16 protein-coding genes are annotated in these 19,310 nt (G+C 62.7%); 11 read left to right on the forward strand and 5 right to left on the reverse strand.

Annotated elements, in window-relative coordinates:
* Positions 1-495 precede the first annotated feature (495 nt).
* The gene (locus tag RAD16_RS15875) at positions 496-1,800 is read left to right on the forward strand and encodes a TadE/TadG family type IV pilus assembly protein (RefSeq protein ID WP_458158812.1); all 1,305 of its coding nucleotides are present in this window, start codon (positions 496-498) and stop codon (positions 1,798-1,800) included.
* A 54-nt stretch (positions 1,801-1,854) separates the two neighbouring features.
* On the opposite strand, the gene RAD16_RS15880 is transcribed toward RAD16_RS15875, so the two are convergent.
* Positions 1,855-3,417 (reverse strand): amidase family protein, encoded by a 1,563-nt coding sequence (locus RAD16_RS15880; RefSeq protein ID WP_458158813.1) that lies wholly within the window; start codon positions 3,415-3,417, stop codon positions 1,855-1,857.
* A gap of 249 nt (positions 3,418-3,666) precedes the next feature.
* On the opposite strand from RAD16_RS15880, the gene RAD16_RS15885 reads away from it, so the two are divergent.
* Positions 3,667-4,485, forward strand: coding sequence for a uracil-DNA glycosylase family protein (locus tag RAD16_RS15885; RefSeq protein WP_458158814.1), 819 nt, complete (start codon positions 3,667-3,669; stop codon positions 4,483-4,485).
* Positions 4,482-6,095: an amidohydrolase family protein gene (locus RAD16_RS15890; protein WP_458158815.1), complete on the forward strand. Its 1,614-nt coding sequence runs from the start codon at positions 4,482-4,484 to the stop codon at positions 6,093-6,095. Before RAD16_RS15885 ends, RAD16_RS15890 begins: the two co-directional genes overlap by 4 nt.
* A gap of 6 nt (positions 6,096-6,101) precedes the next feature.
* On the opposite strand, the gene RAD16_RS15895 is transcribed toward RAD16_RS15890, so the two are convergent.
* Together RAD16_RS15895 and RAD16_RS15900 are read right to left on the reverse strand one after the other, a co-directional pair.
* Entirely contained in the window at positions 6,102-7,136 is a 1,035-nt protein-coding gene (locus RAD16_RS15895) for an aldo/keto reductase (RefSeq protein ID WP_458158816.1), read from the reverse strand.
* 12 nt (positions 7,137-7,148) lie between these two features.
* Positions 7,149-8,330 carry an MFS transporter gene (locus tag RAD16_RS15900; RefSeq protein ID WP_458158817.1) on the reverse strand — a complete coding sequence of 394 codons (1,182 nt, stop codon included), beginning with the start codon at positions 8,328-8,330 and terminating at the stop codon, positions 7,149-7,151.
* 98 nt (positions 8,331-8,428) lie between these two features.
* Here RAD16_RS15900 and RAD16_RS15905 point away from each other — a divergent pair, with 98 nt between their 5' ends.
* Complete coding sequence (locus tag RAD16_RS15905) at positions 8,429-9,385, forward strand: LysR family transcriptional regulator (protein WP_458158818.1); 957 nt, start codon at positions 8,429-8,431, stop codon at positions 9,383-9,385.
* Positions 9,386-9,428: 43 nt separating this feature from the next.
* Here the strand turns inward: RAD16_RS15905 and RAD16_RS15910 are convergent, their stop codons facing one another.
* Entirely contained in the window at positions 9,429-10,352 is a 924-nt protein-coding gene (locus tag RAD16_RS15910) for a LysR family transcriptional regulator (RefSeq protein ID WP_458158819.1), read from the reverse strand.
* A 74-nt stretch (positions 10,353-10,426) separates the two neighbouring features.
* Between RAD16_RS15910 and RAD16_RS15915 the strand changes: the two genes are divergently transcribed.
* The 6 genes from RAD16_RS15915 to RAD16_RS15940 all read left to right on the forward strand — a co-directional run bounded on the left by RAD16_RS15915 (position 10,427) and on the right by RAD16_RS15940 (position 16,089).
* A complete protein-coding gene (locus tag RAD16_RS15915; protein ID WP_458158820.1) occupies positions 10,427-11,224 on the forward strand; it encodes an alpha/beta fold hydrolase in 798 nt (265 codons plus the stop codon).
* A gap of 238 nt (positions 11,225-11,462) precedes the next feature.
* Entirely contained in the window at positions 11,463-12,422 is a 960-nt protein-coding gene (locus RAD16_RS15920) for a fatty acid desaturase (protein ID WP_458158821.1), read from the forward strand.
* A 16-nt stretch (positions 12,423-12,438) separates the two neighbouring features.
* Complete coding sequence (locus RAD16_RS15925) at positions 12,439-13,656, forward strand: ABC transporter substrate-binding protein (protein WP_458158822.1); 1,218 nt, start codon at positions 12,439-12,441, stop codon at positions 13,654-13,656.
* Positions 13,653-14,432 carry an ABC transporter permease gene (locus RAD16_RS15930; RefSeq protein ID WP_458158823.1) on the forward strand — a complete coding sequence of 260 codons (780 nt, stop codon included), beginning with the start codon at positions 13,653-13,655 and terminating at the stop codon, positions 14,430-14,432. The genes RAD16_RS15925 and RAD16_RS15930 overlap by 4 nt, the downstream gene beginning before the upstream one ends.
* Positions 14,433-14,527: 95 nt before the next feature.
* Positions 14,528-15,295 carry an ABC transporter ATP-binding protein gene (locus tag RAD16_RS15935; RefSeq protein ID WP_458158824.1) on the forward strand — a complete coding sequence of 256 codons (768 nt, stop codon included), beginning with the start codon at positions 14,528-14,530 and terminating at the stop codon, positions 15,293-15,295.
* A gap of 68 nt (positions 15,296-15,363) precedes the next feature.
* A complete protein-coding gene (locus RAD16_RS15940) occupies positions 15,364-16,089 on the forward strand; it encodes a Crp/Fnr family transcriptional regulator (RefSeq protein WP_458158825.1) in 726 nt (241 codons plus the stop codon).
* A gap of 98 nt (positions 16,090-16,187) precedes the next feature.
* Here the strand turns inward: RAD16_RS15940 and atzF are convergent, their stop codons facing one another.
* Positions 16,188-17,720: an allophanate hydrolase gene (atzF, locus tag RAD16_RS15945; RefSeq protein WP_458158826.1), complete on the reverse strand. Its 1,533-nt coding sequence runs from the start codon at positions 17,718-17,720 to the stop codon at positions 16,188-16,190.
* A 326-nt stretch (positions 17,721-18,046) separates the two neighbouring features.
* Here atzF and RAD16_RS15950 point away from each other — a divergent pair, with 326 nt between their 5' ends.
* Positions 18,047-19,096, forward strand: coding sequence for an SMI1/KNR4 family protein (locus RAD16_RS15950; protein ID WP_458158827.1), 1,050 nt, complete (start codon positions 18,047-18,049; stop codon positions 19,094-19,096).
* The last annotated feature ends 214 nt before the right edge of the window (positions 19,097-19,310 follow it).

A 19,310-nucleotide genomic window follows, 5' to 3' on the forward strand; every position in this document is an offset into this window, starting at 1 on the left:
CAGCTTCGCTTCGCGAAGTGTCCTCGCGCGCGGTGGAGAGGAATCGCCGTCGTCGCGGCCGCGATCTTCAACAACACGGACCATGTCATCGTCAGGATTGTGAGGCGACGGATTCCGATGTTCGGTCGATGCCCATGCGATCTGCATCAAGCCGGAGATATTCTCGAAGAGCTACGACCAGTCGACATGCGGGATGATCGAACGATCATTCTCTATATCGCCTTCCCTGACGTGAAGCTGACACGCTCTTGCATAGCGCGGCATCCGTGCATGTTGAGTGCACCGATATGAAAACGCGAGGGCCGCGCTCCGGAATACTACGGGGATCGCCGAATTACTCATACGTGGAATCGTCTATTTTTATAGGGGATTTCTTCTCGACGGCGACATGCTCCGCAACATTACGGACACGGATGTTCACATCGAGATCAACCCTTGCGTAAGTTCCGCGGTGCTAGCGTCCGCGCATTGTTTTCGTTCTAGGGATGCGTTTACTTGACCTCTGCAACCAGGAATGCTCATCGCCTGTTCTCGCACTTTGTCTCCGATCGACGCGGCAACATCGCCGTCATCTTCGCACTGGCGCTGGTGCCGCTGCTATCCTTCGTCGGCGCTGCCGTCGACTACTCCCTCGCCGCCCGAGCGAAAGTGAAGCTGGCGGCTGCGCTCGACACCGCCGTGCTCGTCGCCACCGCCAAGGCCGAGATCACGAAGAGCGCATCGACTGTGCAGACTGACGCCACGAGCGCCTTCACCGGCCAAATGTCCGCGCTCGGTCTGACAACGACCTCGGTCAACATCAACGTGACCGACAGCGTCACCACGCGGACCGCCACGGGAACGGCGACGACGACTGTGACGACCTATTTCATGGGAATCGTGGGCTACAAGACCCTCGGCGTCTCGGCCACCTCAAGCGCCGCGGCCTCGCTACCGTCCTACATCGACTTCTACGTGCTGCTTGACAATTCGCCGTCGCAAGGGCTTGGCGCAACCACCGCCGACATGACCGCGCTACAGAATGCCACGTCCGACAGCTGCGCTTTCGCCTGTCACGACACCTACACGTCGAGCTCGAAGAAGACGCTCCAGACCAATAGCTACTACTCGATCGCGAAGAAGCTCGGCATCAAGATGCGGATCGACCTCGTGCGTGACGCGACGCAGTCGCTGACGGACACGGCCACCGCGAGCCAGCTCGTCAGCAACCAGTACCGCATGGCGGTCTACACCATGGGCAGCGATTGCGCCTCGATGGGCCTGACCACGATCTCGGCGCTCACATCGAGCCTCTCCTCGGTGAAGACGGCGGTTTCCGCCGTCGACCTGATGACGATCCCCTACACCAATTACAACAACGACATGTGCACGGATTTCGACGGCACCCTGTCCTCAATGAACGGCACGATCCCGACGCCCGGCGACGGCTCCTCGTCCTCGCCGCAGAAATGGCTGTTCTTCGTCTCGGATGGCGTCGCCGACTATTACTACCCCTCGAGCTGCAGCAAGACCGTGATCTCCTCGTCGGGGCGGTGCCAAGAGCCGCTGACGACGACGACCTGCGACACGATCAAGGCGCGCGGCGTCAAGATCGCGGTGCTTTACACCACCTATCTCGCGATCACCAACAACAGCTGGTACAACACCTACATCGCGCCATGGCGTAGCTCGATCGCGACCAAGATGCAGTCCTGCGCGACGTCGGGCTATTACTACGAGGTCTCGAGCGATTCGAGCATCACAGACGCGCTGAATGCGCTGTTCCAGAAGGCGATCGCGGCTTCGCATCTGACCAACTGATCGGCTTCGCCGTGCGGGCTTCGCGCGAGAGGCGCGAAGCCCTGGAGCGCGGCTTCAGGCCATCGTCTCCCAGAGCCGATGAGCGAGCACGCCCGCGCGTTTCTCGATCGCCGCCGCGGCATCGAGCGCGAGGTCCTCGCGGTAGCGCCCAGTGATCAGCTGCACGCCGATCGGCTGGCCCTCGTGCACGGACACCGGCACCACCGCGCCGGGCAGCCCCAGCACGTTGATGGCGGAGATGAAGCGCATCCCGCCCCAGAACACCTCCTGCACGCGCTCGGCGCTGACCGTATCGTCGCGCGGGCCCGGCGTCGGCCCGACCGTGGTCGGTGCCAGCACGACCGGATATTCCTCGAAGAACAGCTGCCAGGCGCGGATATGGCCGTTGCGCGCCGCCGTCGCCTGCATCCAGGCCTTGAGATCGAGCACATTGGCTTTGGTCTTCATGCCGTTCCACGCCTTGTGGAAGTCCTCGGACGTGACCTTCAGCATCCCGGCCTCCTGCATCACCATCGTCTCGTTGGTGATGATGTCGCACCAGGTCTGCCAGACGCCGTTGATGTCGGGCACCTCGACCTCGCTGACGCGATAGCCGGAACGCTCGAGATGATCGGCGGCCTGGCGCAGCGCCGCGGCGACCTGAGGATCGACGTCCATGTCGTCAGGAATCTTGGCCAGCGCAACCTTGATCGGTCCCTTCGGCTTCGGCCCGCCCAGCGGCGCCGGCACCCACCAGGGATCACGCGGATCGCGCTGGCTCATCACCTCCAGCGCAAGGCGAACGTCGGCGACGTGGCGGGCGAGCGGCCCCTGCGCCGACATCAGATGCGCCAGCATCGGCCGCTCGGCCGTTGCACTGCCGTTGAAGGCCGGGATGCGGCCTTGCGTTGGCTTGATGGTCGCGACGCCATTGCAATGCGCCGGCCAGCGCAGCGAGCCGCCAATGTCATTGCCATGGGCGATGGTACCGATACCGGCGGCAACCGCCGAACCCGCGCCTCCGGAGGAGCCGCCGCAGGTGATATTCGGATCCCATGGGTTCAGCGTCAGTCCGTGCAGCGGATTGTCGGTGAAGCCGCGGAAGGAAAACTCCGGCGTGTTGGTAAGCCCGATCACGATCGCGCCGGACTTTTTCAGGTTGCGAACGACAGGCGAATCCGACGGTGCGATATAGTCCTTGTTGGCGGGCACGCCGTTGAAGTTCGGGCGCCCCTCGTAATCGACGTTCTCCTTGATAGTGATGGGCACGCCGTGCAGCAGGCCGAGCGCGCCGCCCTTGGCGCGCTGCTTGTCGGCCGCATGCGCAGCCTTCAGCGCTTCCTCGCTGAGATCGACGACGACGGCGTTCAGCCTGGGATTGACGGCCCGCATCCGCTCCAGATGCGCTTCGATGGTCTCGACCGCTGAAATTGCGCCGGAGCGGATCGCAGCCGCAGTGTCGACCGCGGACCATTGCCAGATCGGTCCCTTGGGACGGCGCGCCGTGACCGGCTTGCGCGGTGTTGCTTTCTTCGCCGCCTTTGCGACTGCGCCCTTGCGGACAGTGCTCTTCTTGCTCGAGGTCTTCGTTACTTTCTTTGCAACACTTTTCTTCTTGCTCGCCGTCTTCTTCGCCACGTCGCATCTCCAAAACAATTGCGACGCGGAGGTTATGGAGGTCACGCGACCGTGTACAGTGCGTTTCTGCATGGCGCGTGGTCGCGACGACCTGTCACGGTCCGAGACGAGAGAGACGCATGAACCTTTGGCCGCGCTCTCCTGACCCACACAATGGTTGAATACCGGAACCGACCATCGCTGAGATTGCAGCAGCGATCAGGCTTTTTGACGCAGCCAGTCTGACAGCCACACACTGGAGCATTTGCCATGCTCGTGGAATTCGACAGCGGATACGATCAGCCACCCTTTCGCGATCTGTGCGCCAACTATCCGGGACCTGAGGCCTACGATCCCGACGATTTCCGGATCGAATGGGGCCCGATCTTCCATCGCGGCCGGCTCGACGGATCAGCGCGCGTGCTCATCGTCGGTCAGGATCCCGCCCAGCACGAGACGATCGTGCGCAGAATCCTGGTCGGCACCGCGGGGCGCCGGACGCAAGGTTTCCTGGCAAAGCTCGGCATCACGCAGAGCTACGTGATGGTGAACACCTTCCTGTACAGCGTTTACGGACAGAGCGGCGGCTCGAATCACAAGAACGACCCGGGCATCGTCGCGTACCGCAACAAATGGCTCAAGGCCGTGCTCGCAACGGGCAATATCGAGGCTGTCGTCTCGCTCGGCGGCCTTGCGGACGAGGCCTGGAAGGCCTGGCTGAAGACGGACGACGGCGCGGCCTACAAGACCCTCGCCTATCAGCACATCACGCATCCGACCTGGCCGGAAAGCTCCGCTCACGATGCCGCGACGCAGGCAGCGAACACCAAGATCATGCTGACCAAATGGAATGCCGCGCTCGCCGCGCTTGCGCCTGCGGTGCAGCATCCCGACGTCCCGACAACGCTCGTGCCGTATGGCGATGCCTTCAAGCCGTCCGAACTCATCGACATCATCGCAAAGGATCTTCCGGCCGGCCTGCCGGCCTGGATGCGGGGAGATACGCCATGGGCCGTGCGCCAGGGCGCTGACGCGGCCACCAAGCGGCGCACGATCACGATCGCCATTCCCGACGGAGTGATCCCATGAGCCCCGCCGCAAGCCCGAAGCGATGGGCCCTGAGCGGGCGGATCGTGACGATGGCCGCCGAAGGCGACGTCATCAAGAGCGGAACGATCTTCATCGAGGACAATCGCATCGCCGCGATTCTACCCAAGGGGCAGCCGGCCCCGGCGGGCTTCGAGGCCGTCGCGCCGGTCGCAACGGGCGGCACCATCTATCCCGGCCTGATCGAGCTGCATAATCATCTCAGCTACAACATCCTGCCGCTCTGGCGCGTGCCGCAGCTCTACGGCAATCGCGACCAATGGCAAAATGCCAAATCGTACAAGACGTCGGTGACCGGTCCCATGAGCGCGATCGCGCTTGCCGACGACGGCTCGCTGCTGCCGGCCCTGGTCCGTTACGTCGAAGCCAAGTGCATGGTCGCAGGGACGACGACGAGCCAGGGAATCACGCTCTCCAACTGGAGCGGCACAATCCACAAATACTACCAGGGTGCGTTGCGCGCCGCCGAGATCGGCAGCCCGCCCGATCTTCCGCAGGCGCACTCGAAGATTCCTGACATCGAGGCCGAGGACTGGGCGAAGTTCGATCAAGAGCTCAAATCGTCGTCGTGCTTCCTGCTGCATTTGAGCGAAGGCATCGACACCAAGGCGCACAGCCACTTCCTGGCCTTGCGCAATTCCTCCGGCGATTGGGCCATCGAGCCGTCGCTGGCCGGCATTCACTGCACGGCCCTCGACGCGACCGACTTCGGAACGATGGCCGAAAATCATGCCAAGGTCATCTGGTCGCCCCTGAGCAATCTGCTGCTGTACGGCAAGACCACCGACGTCGTTGCCGCTCGCACAGCCGGCCTCACCATCGCGCTCGGCTCGGACTGGTCGCCGTCCGGCAGCAAGAACCTGCTGGGCGAGCTGAAGGCCGCGAAAGTGGTGTCCGCGCATTTCAACCTCGGCTTCAGCGACTACGAGATCGTCTCGATGGCGACGCGCAATCCGGCCGCAATCCTCAAATGGGATGCGAAATTGGGAACGATCGCCAAGGGCAAGCTCGCCGACCTCCTCGTCGTGAAGGGCATCACCGGCGATCCCTACAGCCATCTGATCAAATCGCGCGAGCAGGATATCGTCCTGGTCACGATCGCCGGGCGGCCACGCTATGGAACGAAGGGCGCCATGCAAAAGGCGGGCGGAAGCGGCGAGACCCTCAATATCCGCAGCAGCGCAAGAGTGATCGACTTCTCCTCGCCCGATCAGGACCCGGGAATCGAGAAGGTCACGCTGGCGGAAGCGAAGAGCCGACTGCGCACCGCGCTCGCCAATCTCGGCACGATGCAGCCGCATAGCATCGCCATGTTCGCGGCCATCGCCAGCGGAACGGTGTCGCGGCCCGGCTGGCGTCTCGCGCTGGATGAGCAATTCGGCAACAATGTCCAATTGCGCCCGCGGCTCGAATATAACGGTATCCGGACCGGCCCGGATTTGCAGCTCACCGCGGCAGCGGCGCCCGAGCCGCTGCATCCGATCAAGCTGGATGGTCTTACGGTGGCCGACGATCCCGTCTTCATCGATACGCTCACCAGCGAACCGAATCTTCCGCAAGGAATCGCCGCGGCGATCGCCGCCTTCTATTAGTTACCGTCACACCAGAGGCGGATTGAGCCGGGCAAAGCCTTCCTGGATCCGGTAGGGATAATAGGGATAAGGCGGCATCACAGCGCTGACCTCGTCGAGACGCTTGATCTGATCCGGGCTCAGCGACCAGCCGACTGCGCCGAGATTGTCGCGTAGCTGCGCCTCATCGCGGGCTCCCATGATCACGGAGGAGACCGTGGGGCGCGACAACAGCCAGGCGATCGCAACTTGCGGCACGGTGCGGCCGGTCTCCGCGGCAATCGCATCCAGCACGTCAACGATCGCATAAAGCCGCTGCTCGTCGACGGGCGGGCCGAACTGCGCGGTGGCGTGCAGGCGGCTCCCTTGCGGAAGCGGCTGGCCACGGCGGATTTTTCCGGTTAGCCGGCCCCAGCCGAGCGGGCTCCAGACCAGCGCGCCGACGCCCTGGTCGCGCGCGAGCGGCATCAGCTCCCACTCATAGTCGCGGCCGAGCAGCGAGTAATAGACCTGATGCGCGACATGGCGCGGCCAGCCGTGGCGGTCGGCGATGGCCAGCGACTTCATCAACTGCCAGCCTGCGAAATTAGAGACGCCGACATAGCGCAGCTTGCCGGCACGCACGAGCGTGTCGAGCGTCGACAGCACCTCGTCGATCGGCGTGAACGCGTCGAAGGCGTGGAGCTGAAGCAGGTCGATATGGTCGGTGCCGAGCCGTCGCAGGGCCGCATCGACCGAGCCGACCAACCGATGCCGCGACGAGCCGGCATCGAGCGGACCATCGCCCATCGGCAGGCTCATCTTGGTCGAGATCAGCACCTTGTCGCGCCGGCCCTTGATGGCGGCGCCGAGGATCTCTTCGGAGGCGCCGTTGGAATAGACGTCGGCGCTGTCGAACATATTGACGCCGGCATCGAGACAGATGTCGACGAGCCTGCGTGCCTCCTCTGCGCCGCTGCGGCCCCAGGCCGAGAACAGCGGACCCTGGCCACCAAATGTGCCGGTGCCGAAGCTGAGGACGGGGACCTTGAGGCCCGAGGCGCCGAGATTGCGATATTCCATGGTCATGCTCCCTTATTCCGCCGGGCACGCCGCGACGGCGGCCATCGTGCGATCGAGCCGGAGGCTCCACAGCGCCAGCACGAGACCGACTGCCGTGATGCCGGCCGCAACCAGCGGCAGCGCGGAGAGGCCGAACCCGCGATCGATGGTGACGCCGCCGGCCCAGGCGCCGAATGCATTGCCGAGATTGAACGCAGCGATGTTGAGGCTGGAGGCGAGCGTGCGGCCGCTGGGGCCGGCGGCTTCCAGCACGCGAAGCTGGAGCGGCGCGACGGTTGCGAAGGCAGCGATGCCAAGCAGCAGGATCAGCGCGATGGACAGACTCTTGATGGACAGCACCGCAGCAAGGCCGAGCAGCACGACGGCGAGCGCGGCGAGCGTGCCGATCAGGGCGCGCGCGAGGCCACGGTCGGCGAGCTTGCCGCCGGCGACGTTACCGATCGCAAGTCCTGCGCCGAACACCAGCAGGATCGGCGAGACCGCAGCTTCCGAGAAGCCGGTAAAACGGGTCAGGATCGGCTGGATATAGGTGAAGACGACGAACAGGCCGGCAAAGCCGAACACGGTCATGAAGAGGCCGAGCAGCACCTGCGGCCGGCCGAGCACGGCGACCTCTTCGGCGAGCGAGATCGGCTTGTCGCCGTTGCCGACATGGCCGGGCACGAACGCGGCCACCACGGCAAAGGCGACCACGCCGATCACCGTCACCGCCCAGAACGCCGCGCGCCAGCCGAGCATCAGGCCGAGCCAGGCGCCGAACGGCACACCCAGCAGCGTGGCGACAGTGAGACCGATGAACATGGTGGCAATGGCGGAGGCGCGCTTGTCCTCGGCGACCAGGCTGGTGGCGACGACAGAGCCGACGCCAAAGAACGTGCCGTGCGCAAGAGAAGTCAGCACCCGCGCGGCCATCAGGAGCTCGTAGTTCGGCGCCAGCGCACACGCCGCATTGCCGAGCGTGAAGATCGCCATCAGCGCGAGCAACACCGTTTTGCGCGGCATCCGCCGCGTCGCCAGCGTCAGGACCGGCGCGCCGACGAAGACGCCGAGCGCATAGCCGGAGATCAGCAGGCCCGCGACCGGCACTGAAACGTGCATGTCGGCGGCGACCTGCAGCAGCAGGCCCATGATGATGAATTCGGTGGTGCCGATGCCGAAGGCACCGGCGGTGAGGGCGAGGACGGCGGGAGGCATGCGTGGCTCCGATGGATGAGACGAGCCACGCAGATAGCTGCGCTGCGGCAAAACCATTAGAATGTCTGCAATCCAATCATTTGTGATGTGAATTCAACATGGCCCGCTTCGACACCAACCGCTCCGCAGAGATGGAGGTCTTCGTCCGCGTCGTCGACCTCGGCGGCTTCACCCAGGCCGCGCGAAAACTGCGGCTGACGCCGTCGGGTGTCAGCAAGCTGATCTCGCGGCTCGAAACACGGCTCGGCTCGCGGCTGATCAACCGCACCACGCGCAAGCTCACATTGACCGAGGAGGGCCAGGCCTTCTACCAGCGCTCGTTGCGCATCCTCGGCGAGATGGAGGAAGCCGAGCGCGAGGCGGCCTCGGGTGCGACGCCGCGCGGCCGCCTCACGGTCAATTGCAACATCCCGTTCGGCATGTTGCATATGATGCCCCTGATCCCGCGCTTCCTCGAACAGCATCCCGAGATCACGCTCGATCTCGTGCTCACCGACACGCTGATCGATCTGATGCAGGAGTGCGCCGACGTCGCCATTCGCGTCGGACCTTTGAAAGCCTCGCGCCTGGTCGCGCGCAAGCTGGGCACCAGCCGCATGGTGGTGGTCGGCGCGCCAGGCTATCTGGCGCGCCTTGGCACACCGAAAACGCCGGCGGATCTCACTGAGCACCGCGGCATCGGCTGGACCTTTCCGCGCATCCGCGGCGGCTGGCCGTTCAAACGCGGCGACCGCACCGAGGAAGCGGTGCCGCCGCGCGTCGCCCGCGCCAGCGACGGCGAGATCGCCCGCCGCCTCGCGCTCGGTGGCGTGGGCCTCGCCCGTCTCGCCCTCTTCCACATCGGCCCCGACATCGAAGCCGGCCGCCTCATCCCGGTGCTGCAAAGCTACAATCCCGGCGACCGCGAAGACATCCACGCCGTCTATGTCGGCCACACCGCGCCGCTTCCGGCGCGCGTACGCGCGTTCATCGATTTTTTGGCTGAGCACGTGCGGGTGAGCGATCCGGTGTTGAAACGCGCCGGGGACGGCAAGTGGAAAGTCGTCCAGGGGTGATAAGGGAAAAGCCGATCACAGAATGCGCCGCATCGCGGCGACATCAGGCCCGTAACGGTTCAAGCCCGCCCTTGAGCCACCCCCAAAGCTCCTGGGCAACCGGCCCGTGGGAGCGGTCGGCACGCCGCATTGCCGCCAGCGTTTCCGTCCGACCCGGAAGGTGGCGCCCTTGCATGTTGATCAATGCGCCTGCGCGCAATTCGTCCTCGATCATGAATTCGGGAAGGTGCCCCCAGGCCATCCGATGCAAGATCAATTCCTTCTTCATCGTGTGGTCAGGCACGGAGCAGCGCGGCGCGCCGTCGATCAGGAAGTGATCTTCCGGAGTTGTATCGTGGGCTGTGTCTCGGATCACGCACTGCGTGAAGGACTGCAATTGCAGCGGCGTCACATCGGTGCCGGGGTCAAAGGGTAAAAAGCCCGGCGCAGCGACCGGCAGTAGCCGGATCTCGCAAAGCCTGATCTGCTCCAGATCGTAGCGCGAGGCGTCGGCACGGTGAAAGATCAGATCGGCGGAGCCGTCGCCCAGACGCTCAAACGGGCCACCCACGGCCTCATAGTCAAGATGCAGGCGTGTGCGCTGCCGCCCAACGAAGAACGTCGAGAGCGCGCCAAGGATCAAGGAGCGGTCGCATAAATCGCCGAGCACGACGCGTAACACCGGCTCCTCGCCTGCCGCCAGTTGCCGTGCATATCCATCAAGATTATCGATCTCACGCAGGGATGTCGTGGCGCGGGCATGGAACATCCGTCCCGCCTCCGTCAGCTCGACGCGATAGCCGCTCCGGTCGAGCAGCGTCAGCCCAAGGCGTTCCTCCAGCCGCGTGACGGCCGCGAAGACAGAAGGGTGCGTGCGATGAAGCGCATTCGCCGCGGCCTGAAAGCTCCCCAAACGTGCCACGGCGTCGAAGCAACGCAGATCGTGCAGCTTGAAGGAAGCAGGTTTGTTCGTTTCTTCGACAGTCATTGCTTGAACATAGTAATTCTCCGCTGCCGGCGCGAGCGCTAGATCGACGCGACACCCGCGCACGGAGATACTGAATGAGCGGCATCAGCCATATCATCGCCGGAGACGGCTGCCGGATCGCCTACCGGTTTGACGGCGAAGGCGACCGCCCGGTGCTGATCCTTTCCAACTCGATCGCGACCGATCACCACATGTGGGACCGGCAGATCGCGCAACTGTCGGAATCGTTTCGCGTGCTCCGCTACGACACGCGCGGCCATGGCGGATCGGACGCTCCGCCAGGCCCTTATTCGCTCGACCACCTTGGTCGCGACGTGATCGAGTTGATGGATGCACTTCAGGTCGAGCGCGCGCATTTCTGCGGTCTTTCGCTCGGCGGCATCGTCGGCCAATGGCTGGGCTTTCGCGCGCCCGAGCGGATCGACCGGCTCATTCTTTCGAACACGTCACCCTATCTCGGTCCTGCCCCGCAGTGGGATGAGCTCATCAATCGGGTCCTGCGCGAACGGGACATGGCGGCGATGGCGAACATGTTCATCGGCAACTGGTTTCCGCCGCAGATGATCCGCGATGAACCGGTGACGGTCAAAACCTTCCGCAGCATGATCCTGGCGACGGCGCCCGAAGGGCTCGCGGGATGCTTCGCCGTCGTACGCGACGCCGATCTCCGGCGCACCAACACGCTGATCCGGGCGCCAACGCTGGTGATCGGAGGCATCGGTGATACCGTGACTCTTGCCAGCCACAGCGAGGAAATCGCGGCCTCAATTCCCGGATCGCACCTCGCCCTGCTGCCCGGCGTCCACATGCTCAATATCGAGCGGCAAGCCGCGTTTCTCGAGAGCGTGCTGGAATTCCTGCGGGAGGATTAGGGTGTGCCTGCTGGAATCTGCGGGTCGGGCGGCAAATGGCGGAGAGAGTGTCAGTCAATCCCCATTGAAAGATACCGCATTTTTGCCGAAATCTCGGGATGCACGGCGGCGGACACCTGTGAAATTAATTGCTTCTGCGTTTGCGGCGTCGCTCCCTAAGATCGGTCTGCGCTTGACGCGCTCCAACGTCCGCACAAGCACGTCAAGTGCGCGATCCCGCAAAGAGGCGACCACGATCATGAGCAATGCCATCACGGCCACTGGAGAGAAGCCGCTAACTCCGGCCATGCTGCGTGAGTTGTCGATGCGGTGCAATTGGCGAGGTCTGGTCCGCGCGGCCAGCCACTACGGCGTCATCGTCGTTGTCGGCGCACTGATCTGGCTGGTTTCGTCGCGATACGGAATCATGTGGGCGTTGCCGCTGGTCGTCGTCCAAGGTTACTTCGTCGCATTCCTGTTCATGGTGGTGCACGAGACCGCCCACAAGACGGCGTTTCGCAGCCGCGCCCTCAATCTCGCCTTCGGTCATCTCTCCTCGTTCGCGGTCGGCTTGCCTTACGAATATTACTGCCTGTTCCACTGGGATCATCATCGGTATACGCAGGATCCGAAGAGGGACCCAGAACTGCTGTCGGTCCCGATCCCGACCTCGGACGCGCAACTGGTGATCGTCTACAGCGGCTTGCGGCAGGTTGCCTTCCGGGCGCGGCTAATGCTTCGCCATGCGTTGACCGGCAACGCCACGTCACCCTGGATTCCGGAAAGCAAGCGCCACGTCGTCGTGAGGGAAGCGCGCCTCTATCTGGCAGGCTACGTTGCGCTGCTGTTGGCATCGGTCGCGCTGCACAGCTTGTTCCTGTTGTGGGTTTGGATCATCCCCGTGATCGTCGGTCAATTATTTCTACGTCCATATCTCCTCGCCGAACACACCGGTTGCGATCGTACGCGCAGCGCCTTCCAGAATACCCGCACCACCTACACGGCCATGTTCGTGCGCTGGTTTGCATGGAACATGCCCTATCATGTCGAGCACCATGCCTATCCTTCGATTCCGTTCCATGCGCTGCCGAAACTGAACGGGATCGTCGCCGATCAGATCGTCTACCGGGGCCCGGGCTATATCGCAGTGACGCGGCAGACATGGGCTTGGTTTCGCCGCGCACGCAACGGCATCGAAAGCCCGATCAGCTCCGATTGATCCGGGATCAGGCTTGATGAAAGCCAGCAGGGTGTCGTTGCCGCAAGCTCCGATGCGCCCAAGGCGTGGGCAACATGGCGAGTTTCTTGCCTTGCTCACAGTCGGAAGCTGGCGCTGCTTGCGCAAAAACTGGGCAGCAGGGCCGTGTCGATTAATTGCTTCATGGTCTTCCATCTTCAGACGATTCTATCTGCAAGGTCGATCACTCCGATCGCCGGCATTACAGGGGTTTGGCATGCGATCAACAGTTGCTCTTCGCTCCGCCGTGTTCGTACTATCTGCTTCCTTCCTGTTTTCGTCGCCCGCGCGCGCGACAGCCGAGGAATTGCTGAAGGCGCGGCTCGCCCAGAATCTTGGGCCGATCTCGGGACTGGCGATTGTCGCCAATGCGAAGGGCATTTTCGCCAAGCAGGGGCTTGACATATCGGTCTCCAATTTCACCAGCGGGAAGCAGTGTCTCGATACGGTGCTTGGGGGAGGAGCGGATATCGCGACAACCGCTGAGGCACCGGTCACGGCGGCCGCGATGGCGCAACAGCCAATCGCCTTCGTGGCGGGGATGGAATATTCCGATCTCAAGACCATGACCGCAGCCTCTGCCCGTATCAAGACGAAGGCCGATCTGCGTGGAAAGCGTATCGCCTTCACGGCCGGAACTGGCAGCGAAGTTTACACGTCGGTTCTATTGAAGGCGGCGGGCCTGACTGCGAAGGACGTGACGCTCGTCAATTTGAGGCCTCAGGAGATGCTCCCCGCCATGGCGGCCGGCAGCATCGATGCGTTCGATACCTGGGAGCCGCACGTCGCGAATGCGAGGAAGGTTCTTGGCGAAGGCGCGATCCCGCTTGAGACCAAAGGTCTCTATTCGGAGACCTTCAATATTGTCGTTACGCAGTCTTACCTCGCGGCCAACCCGGCGATCGTCAGCAAGTTCCTGGCGTCCCTCATCGAGGCCGAGGGTTGGCTCAAGGCGCATCCAGATGAAGCGATCGACGTCATCGCCGCAGCGACCGGGATGAAGCGCGATGAATTGGCCTCGATCTGGCCGGACTATGTTTATCACGTGCGCCTCGACGACAGGATTCTCACGACTCTGAAGACCCATGCCGCCTGGCGACTCGAGACCGGCAATCACCCCCCCGGAGCGAGCATGCCCGATTTCTCGAAAGTCTTGGTAACGGCGCCGCTGGAGGCACTCGATCCGGCTCGCGTCACACTGGCGGCGCATCCGTGAGTGTCCGCGGACGCAGCAGTGCGAGCACGACCGGACGGCTGAGCGTACTGGTCGCCGTCCTCTCCGTGCCCGCCTTCACAGGCGTGTGGGAACTGGTGGCGCGTTCCGGCATTGTGAACGCCGTGCTGTTTCCGCCGCCGTCGACGGTCGCCCTCGCCGTTCTCGAATGGATCCGCAGCGGACAATTTTTCGGTGACCTGATGGCGAGCCTCGCGCGCGTTGCCGGGGGATTTGCGATCGGAGCCGCAGGCGGGATCGTACTCGGCGTCCTGACTGGCCGGTTCCGGCTGGTGTCTAGCCTGCTTTCGCCTTTGTTTCACATTCTCCGTCCAATTCCTCCCATCGCCTTCGTGCCGATCGTCATCCTCTGGTTTGGCCTCTCGGAGGCAGGCAAGCTTTTCCTGGTGGTTTGGGGCGTGTTCTTCACGGTATGGCTCGCGACCCACATCGGGGTACAGAAAGTCGACCGCGGGCTTATCCGAGCTGCCCAGATGCTCGGTACGCCGCAGCCGCAGATGCTGTGGGAGATCGTCCTTCTTGGCGCGCTGCCCTATATCACAGTCGGTCTTCGGACAGCGGTGAGCATCTCTTTCTACGCGCTGGTCGCAGCCGAGTTGGCGGGAGCGTTCGCCGGTATCGTTTACCGTATCGAAATCGCGCAACAGAACATGCAAACGGGTCAGGTGATGGGAGGGTTGGCAGCTCTCGGGCTGCTTTCCTTCATCGCCGACCGTTCCTTCGCTATTCTTGCCGAACGTGCCGTGTGGTGGCGATGACCCCGAGCTTGCTTCGTCCAGACCAGTCGCTCAGGCTCGTGGATACGAACTCGCCGTCCGCCCCGGCGCGTCGGGCGATCATCCGGGTCGAGGATATGAGCATCGTCTTCGATGCGCCGGGCGGACCGGTCATTGCGGTCGATCGCGTATCCCTCGCGGTAGCCCAGGGAGAATTCGTCTCGATCGTCGGTCCATCCGGCTGCGGCAAGTCCACGCTCCTGAATGCAATGGCCGGCCTCGAGCGGCCGTTCGAAGGCCAGGTACTCATAGCCGGCGAAGCAATGCGCGCGCCACGGCCCGAGATCGGGATGGTCTTCCAGCAGCCACATCTGTTTCCATGGAAATCGGTGCGCCGGAACATCGCGCACGGGCCGCGCGCCCTCGGCAAGCCGAAAGCGGAGGCGCTGCGAATTGCGGACGACCTTATCGAGATGATCGGGCTGACCAAATTTGCGTCGGCATATCCGCACACGCTATCGGGAGGCATGCAGCAGCGCGTTGCGATTGCCCGTGCCCTCGCCAATCAGCCGCGTGTGCTGTTGATGGACGAGCCTTTCGGAGCGCTGGATGCGCAGACCCGGGCGGTCATGCAGGACAATCTGCTCGAGCTCCGCGAGCGGATCAACGCAACAATCGTTTTCGTCACACACGACATCGATGAAGCGATCCTCCTCTCTGACCGTGTGCTGATCATGAGCGCGGGACCAGGCCGCATCCTCAAAGACCTTCAGGTAAGCCTGCCGCGACCGCGCTCCAGCGCGATCGTTGCGGAGGCTGCCTATCTCGGCCTCAAGCGGGATTGCCTCGACCTGATCCGCTCGGAAGGCCGCAAGGCGTTCGAGCAACTGGAAATCAGGACATAGGCGCCTGATGCCAAGCACTGGCACGGCTCTTGAATGGCCCTCCCTTGCGGCGGCAAGGGAGCGAGCAGATGTCGGCGGCAAGCCTCGGGAATACGGCCGGCATCATGCTGGCAGGATCGGATGCTCTGGTCGGGTCGCTGCCCAGTCTGTTGGATCCGTTGTGTGAGGCTGACCGGCGTCGTGTTCTCGCCATCGGCCGCGAGGAGGTCCTGCAGGCAGGCAAGCATGTCTGGCGTCAGGGCGATCTGCAGAACGGCATCTATCTGATCGAGGAGGGGCGTATTCGCAGCTACTACGCAGCTCCTTCCGGACGTGAGGTGACGCTGGCCTACTGGTTCGCCGGCAATTTCGTCGGCGGCCCGGATCTGTTCGGTACTGGTGCCCACGTATGGTCGTCGGTTGCAGTGGAGCGGAGCCAGGTGACGTTCTTGCCCGGCCCAGCCCTTCGCGCGCTGGCGCTTCAATCGGCAAGCATCGCGGTCGCGCTGCTGGATGCGCTCGCGTTCAAGGCAAGGTGCTACTCGGCCATGGCGCAAATGTTGGGGACCCGCTCGGTGACCGAGCGGTTGCATCGCCTGCTGGTCTTCCTCTCGAAGATCTACGGTTCGCAGCAGGGCCGCGAGATCGTGATCGGGATCCCGTTCACGCATGGTGATCTCGCCAATCTGATCGGCTCAACCCGCCAATGGGTGACGGTGCAGCTTTCCCGCATGCAGGCAAGGGGTGTCATCCGTTATCACCGGGGCCTGATTGTGATTCTCAATCCACGCGCTCTCGATCTCGAAGTCGTCTAGAGCGTTTTCGAGCGAAGTGGATACCGGTTCGCGTCAAGAAAACGCGTCAAAACAAGAATCTAGAGCCCCGTTCCGATTCCATCGGAACGGGAAAGGCTCTAAGACGCGGCCCTCGGATATACTCGTAGATCGAACAGCGCAGCCTTCGCATCGGGCAGCCATCGCTCGGCAAGGTCAAGCAGAGCATGGTCGCACCACGCAGGCGCCAGCAAAGTGATGCCCATCGGCATGCCGTTGCCGAGCGTTGCGTTGGGAATTGCCACCGCGCACAAATCCACGAGATTGGCAAAATAGGAGTAGTAACCAAGGCGGCTGTTGAGCGTGATGGGATCTTCCATCATCTCCGAGATCGTGAAGGGGCGTGGCGCGGTAGGTACCACCAGGACATCGATCTCCTCGAAAAGCGATTGGATCTGGCGTCGCAGCTTCAAGAGCCGGTGTTGCGCGGCGAACGCATCTGTTGCGGAATACCGGGCAGCTGCGCTCAGCACGTCGCGGATGACGTCAAGCAGTTCTGCATGACCCATGTCCAGGAGCTTGCTGATCGCCGCATGACGCTCAGCAATCCAAGGCCCTGAGAAGAGCATTTCACCGGCTTCGGCGAAGGGCCTGTAGTCAATTTGTGTGGCTCGGCCTCCCAGCCCCAAAAGCCTCGTGCAGGCCTGCCTGTAGAGGTCGTTACATTCCGCCATACCGAATGAATTCAGATGACCGGCAGAGACCTGGCCGAACCGGAATTTGCGAAGAGATTGGGAGGACGAGGCAGTCCGTTGACGGCTAAAAGGATCGGCGCTGTCGAATCCTTCGGTCAACTCGAGCAGGATTCGACCTTCGGCAATGGAATTGCAGAAGATCGAGGGACAATCGAGCGTCGGACAGTTCGGCACAAGCCCCCGGGATGAGACGAGGCCGACGGTTGGCTTGATCCCGATGATCCCATTAAAGCCTGCGGGAATCCGGCCCGAGCCGCCGGTATCCGTGCCGAGAGCAAAGGCAATATGGCCGGATGCCACAGCAGCAGCCGAACCGGAACTCGAACCGCCGGAAATATAGAGATCGTTGGCAGCGCTGGAACAGGCGCCATAGGGGGAGCGGGTGCCGGACAGTCCGGTTGCGAATTGATCCAGGTTGGTTTTGCCAAAACAGATCGCACCCGCGGCCGTCAATCTCTCGACGCATCTGGCCGATTGCGCAGCCACATATTCGAATGACGGACAGGCTGCTGTCGTTGGCATGCCTTCAACGTCAATATTGTCCTTGACGCCGAATGGCACGCCAAGCAGCGGCAGGACCTCACCCTCCTCCGCTCGTCGCACAAGGGCATCAGCCTCGGCCAGCACCTCTTCCATGGGCCGCACATAGATCCAGCAGTTGCGGCGCCGGTCCCGTTCGATGCGCTCATAGGCGGTTGTGATGATGGAGGCTAACTCGGCACGCGAACGTAGGGGTCGGGCGGATAGGATAGCTTGCGGCACGGAATGAACTCCTGAGGGCATGACCGCAGAAATATGAAGCCGCTGCCCGGCAAGGAAAGCAACTAAGTGCCTCGGCCGCACCGGCAGGACTCGAACCTGCAGCCAAACCGTCATGAGCGGCAGCATATCGATCGCGCTTGTTGTTTCAGCAGCCAATCGAAATCACGCATCAATGTTGTCGGGGCTCCCGACACGATTCGAACGTGTGGCCTTCACCTTCGTAGAGCAGAGGAATGCCTGGCGGTCTGCCGACTGTGGAGATGGCCTCAAGGAGCTCGAGTTGCGCCGTACATCCGGCATTCACGGCGGAATTGCGCGGCTCGCAAGTATCCTAGATCGAGCCCGGCGTGCAAACCCGCACAAATGGCGGAGAGATGTCAGTCAATCCTGAGTGATGTATAAGCTGTTTTTCATTCCGAAAGGTGGCGACCAACGGTCCTGGCTACTGCGCACTTAGACACGCCTCGTAACATGATGAGGTAATGAGGATGACGACGATAAGGCCCTTTGACGGCTTCGATTTCGAAGGCTTCTGGAACGACTGTTCGTATTCCCTGGAGAAATATGTCGAGCCTCCGCCGAGCGACGAACTGATCGCCTCCGTTGAGCAGGAATTGGGCGGGTATCGGCTCCCGGCAGCGTATATCGACCTCGCTCGGCGCCACAATGGCGGAATGGTCAAGCGTAACTGTCACCCGATGAAAGAGCGCACGGGCTGGGCGGAAGACCACGTGGCTATCGACGGGCTCTACGCCATTGGCCGCACATCCACCTATTCGCTCGCCGGGGAACTGGGCGCCAAATTCATGATCGAGAAATGGGGCTACCCACCGATTGGAGTCGGCATCGCCGACACGCCGGCCGCGGGCCACGAACTGATTATGCTGGACTACCGGACCTGCGGAAAGCGGGGCGAGCCGCAGGTCGTGTACATCGACCAGGAGGCTGACTACAGCATCGTCGTCGTTGCGCCCAACTTCGAGACCTTCATTCGAGGCTTGGTCGAGGAGTCCGCGTACGACACCGCCGAGGAGGATCGGGCTGCTGCGATCGCAACCGTCGAGCGGGGAACGTTATCACCAATCGTGGTACGGGCCTTGGCCGCCGTCGGCGACCGTTTGCCGAACGGTGAGCGAATATTGCGAGCCTTGGCCCGGCAGATCGTGGACGACAAGGGCTTCTTCGCCTTGCACGACGACGAGCGCTCGCACCTGATGTACGGACTGATGTTCTGGCTCTATTCGAGCCTTCGTACCGCCAGGTCCTTCGAAGCTTTCGTAATCCGTCCCAAGACCGGCACCTCCTACGACGACTCGCCTTGTTTCGAGCTGATGATCATTTTCGACCTCGTCGCCGACCCCTATGACTTCAACACGCGCGGGTACGCCGAGGGGTTTGTAAGGGACTGGTGGGACGCGTGCGTCGCCAGCGGCGACATCGTCGAGATGGCGGAAGGCTACCGTCTGACTCCTAAGGCCGAGGCGACTCTGCTCGGGCGCTTGGCGACGATTGCAGGCCCCCCAAGTCAATAAGCCGGCGCGATGATTTGAGATTGATGCGGTCCAGTCTCGGAGATCGCTTTGCTTGCGCGGGCGGCGCACATACTTTGCGGCCCAATCTGAGCGGCCCGAGACATAGGTGACAGAACGTACCGGACACATGGGTTACACTTTCCGCTTTTGTTCTGCGGGAGGTGTGGATGCCGTGGAGAGCGAGTTCGGTCATGGAAGAACGCCTTCGCTTTGT

It is taken from the genome of Bradyrhizobium sp. 18BD (assembly GCF_054185225.1).

What these genes read in the sequence shown, in the direction of transcription:
- RAD16_RS15885 (WP_458158814.1), top strand. Translation starts at nt 3,667, where the DNA reads ATGCTCGTGGAATTCGACAGCGGATACGATCAGCCACCCTTTCGCGAT.
- RAD16_RS15890 (WP_458158815.1), top strand. Translation starts at nt 4,482, where the DNA reads ATGAGCCCCGCCGCAAGCCCGAAGCGATGGGCCCTGAGCGGGCGGATC.
- RAD16_RS15895 (WP_458158816.1), bottom strand. Translation starts at nt 7,136, where the DNA reads ATGGAATATCGCAATCTCGGCGCCTCGGGCCTCAAGGTCCCCGTCCTC.
- RAD16_RS15900 (WP_458158817.1), bottom strand. Translation starts at nt 8,330, where the DNA reads ATGCCTCCCGCCGTCCTCGCCCTCACCGCCGGTGCCTTCGGCATCGGC.
- RAD16_RS15905 (WP_458158818.1), top strand. Translation starts at nt 8,429, where the DNA reads ATGGCCCGCTTCGACACCAACCGCTCCGCAGAGATGGAGGTCTTCGTC.
- RAD16_RS15910 (WP_458158819.1), bottom strand. Translation starts at nt 10,352, where the DNA reads ATGACTGTCGAAGAAACGAACAAACCTGCTTCCTTCAAGCTGCACGAT.
- RAD16_RS15915 (WP_458158820.1), top strand. Translation starts at nt 10,427, where the DNA reads ATGAGCGGCATCAGCCATATCATCGCCGGAGACGGCTGCCGGATCGCC.
- RAD16_RS15920 (WP_458158821.1), top strand. Translation starts at nt 11,463, where the DNA reads ATGAGCAATGCCATCACGGCCACTGGAGAGAAGCCGCTAACTCCGGCC.
- RAD16_RS15925 (WP_458158822.1), top strand. Translation starts at nt 12,439, where the DNA reads ATGAAAGCCAGCAGGGTGTCGTTGCCGCAAGCTCCGATGCGCCCAAGG.
- RAD16_RS15935 (WP_458158824.1), top strand. Translation starts at nt 14,528, where the DNA reads ATGAGCATCGTCTTCGATGCGCCGGGCGGACCGGTCATTGCGGTCGAT.
- RAD16_RS15940 (WP_458158825.1), top strand. Translation starts at nt 15,364, where the DNA reads ATGTCGGCGGCAAGCCTCGGGAATACGGCCGGCATCATGCTGGCAGGA.
- RAD16_RS15950 (WP_458158827.1), top strand. Translation starts at nt 18,047, where the DNA reads ATGAGGATGACGACGATAAGGCCCTTTGACGGCTTCGATTTCGAAGGC.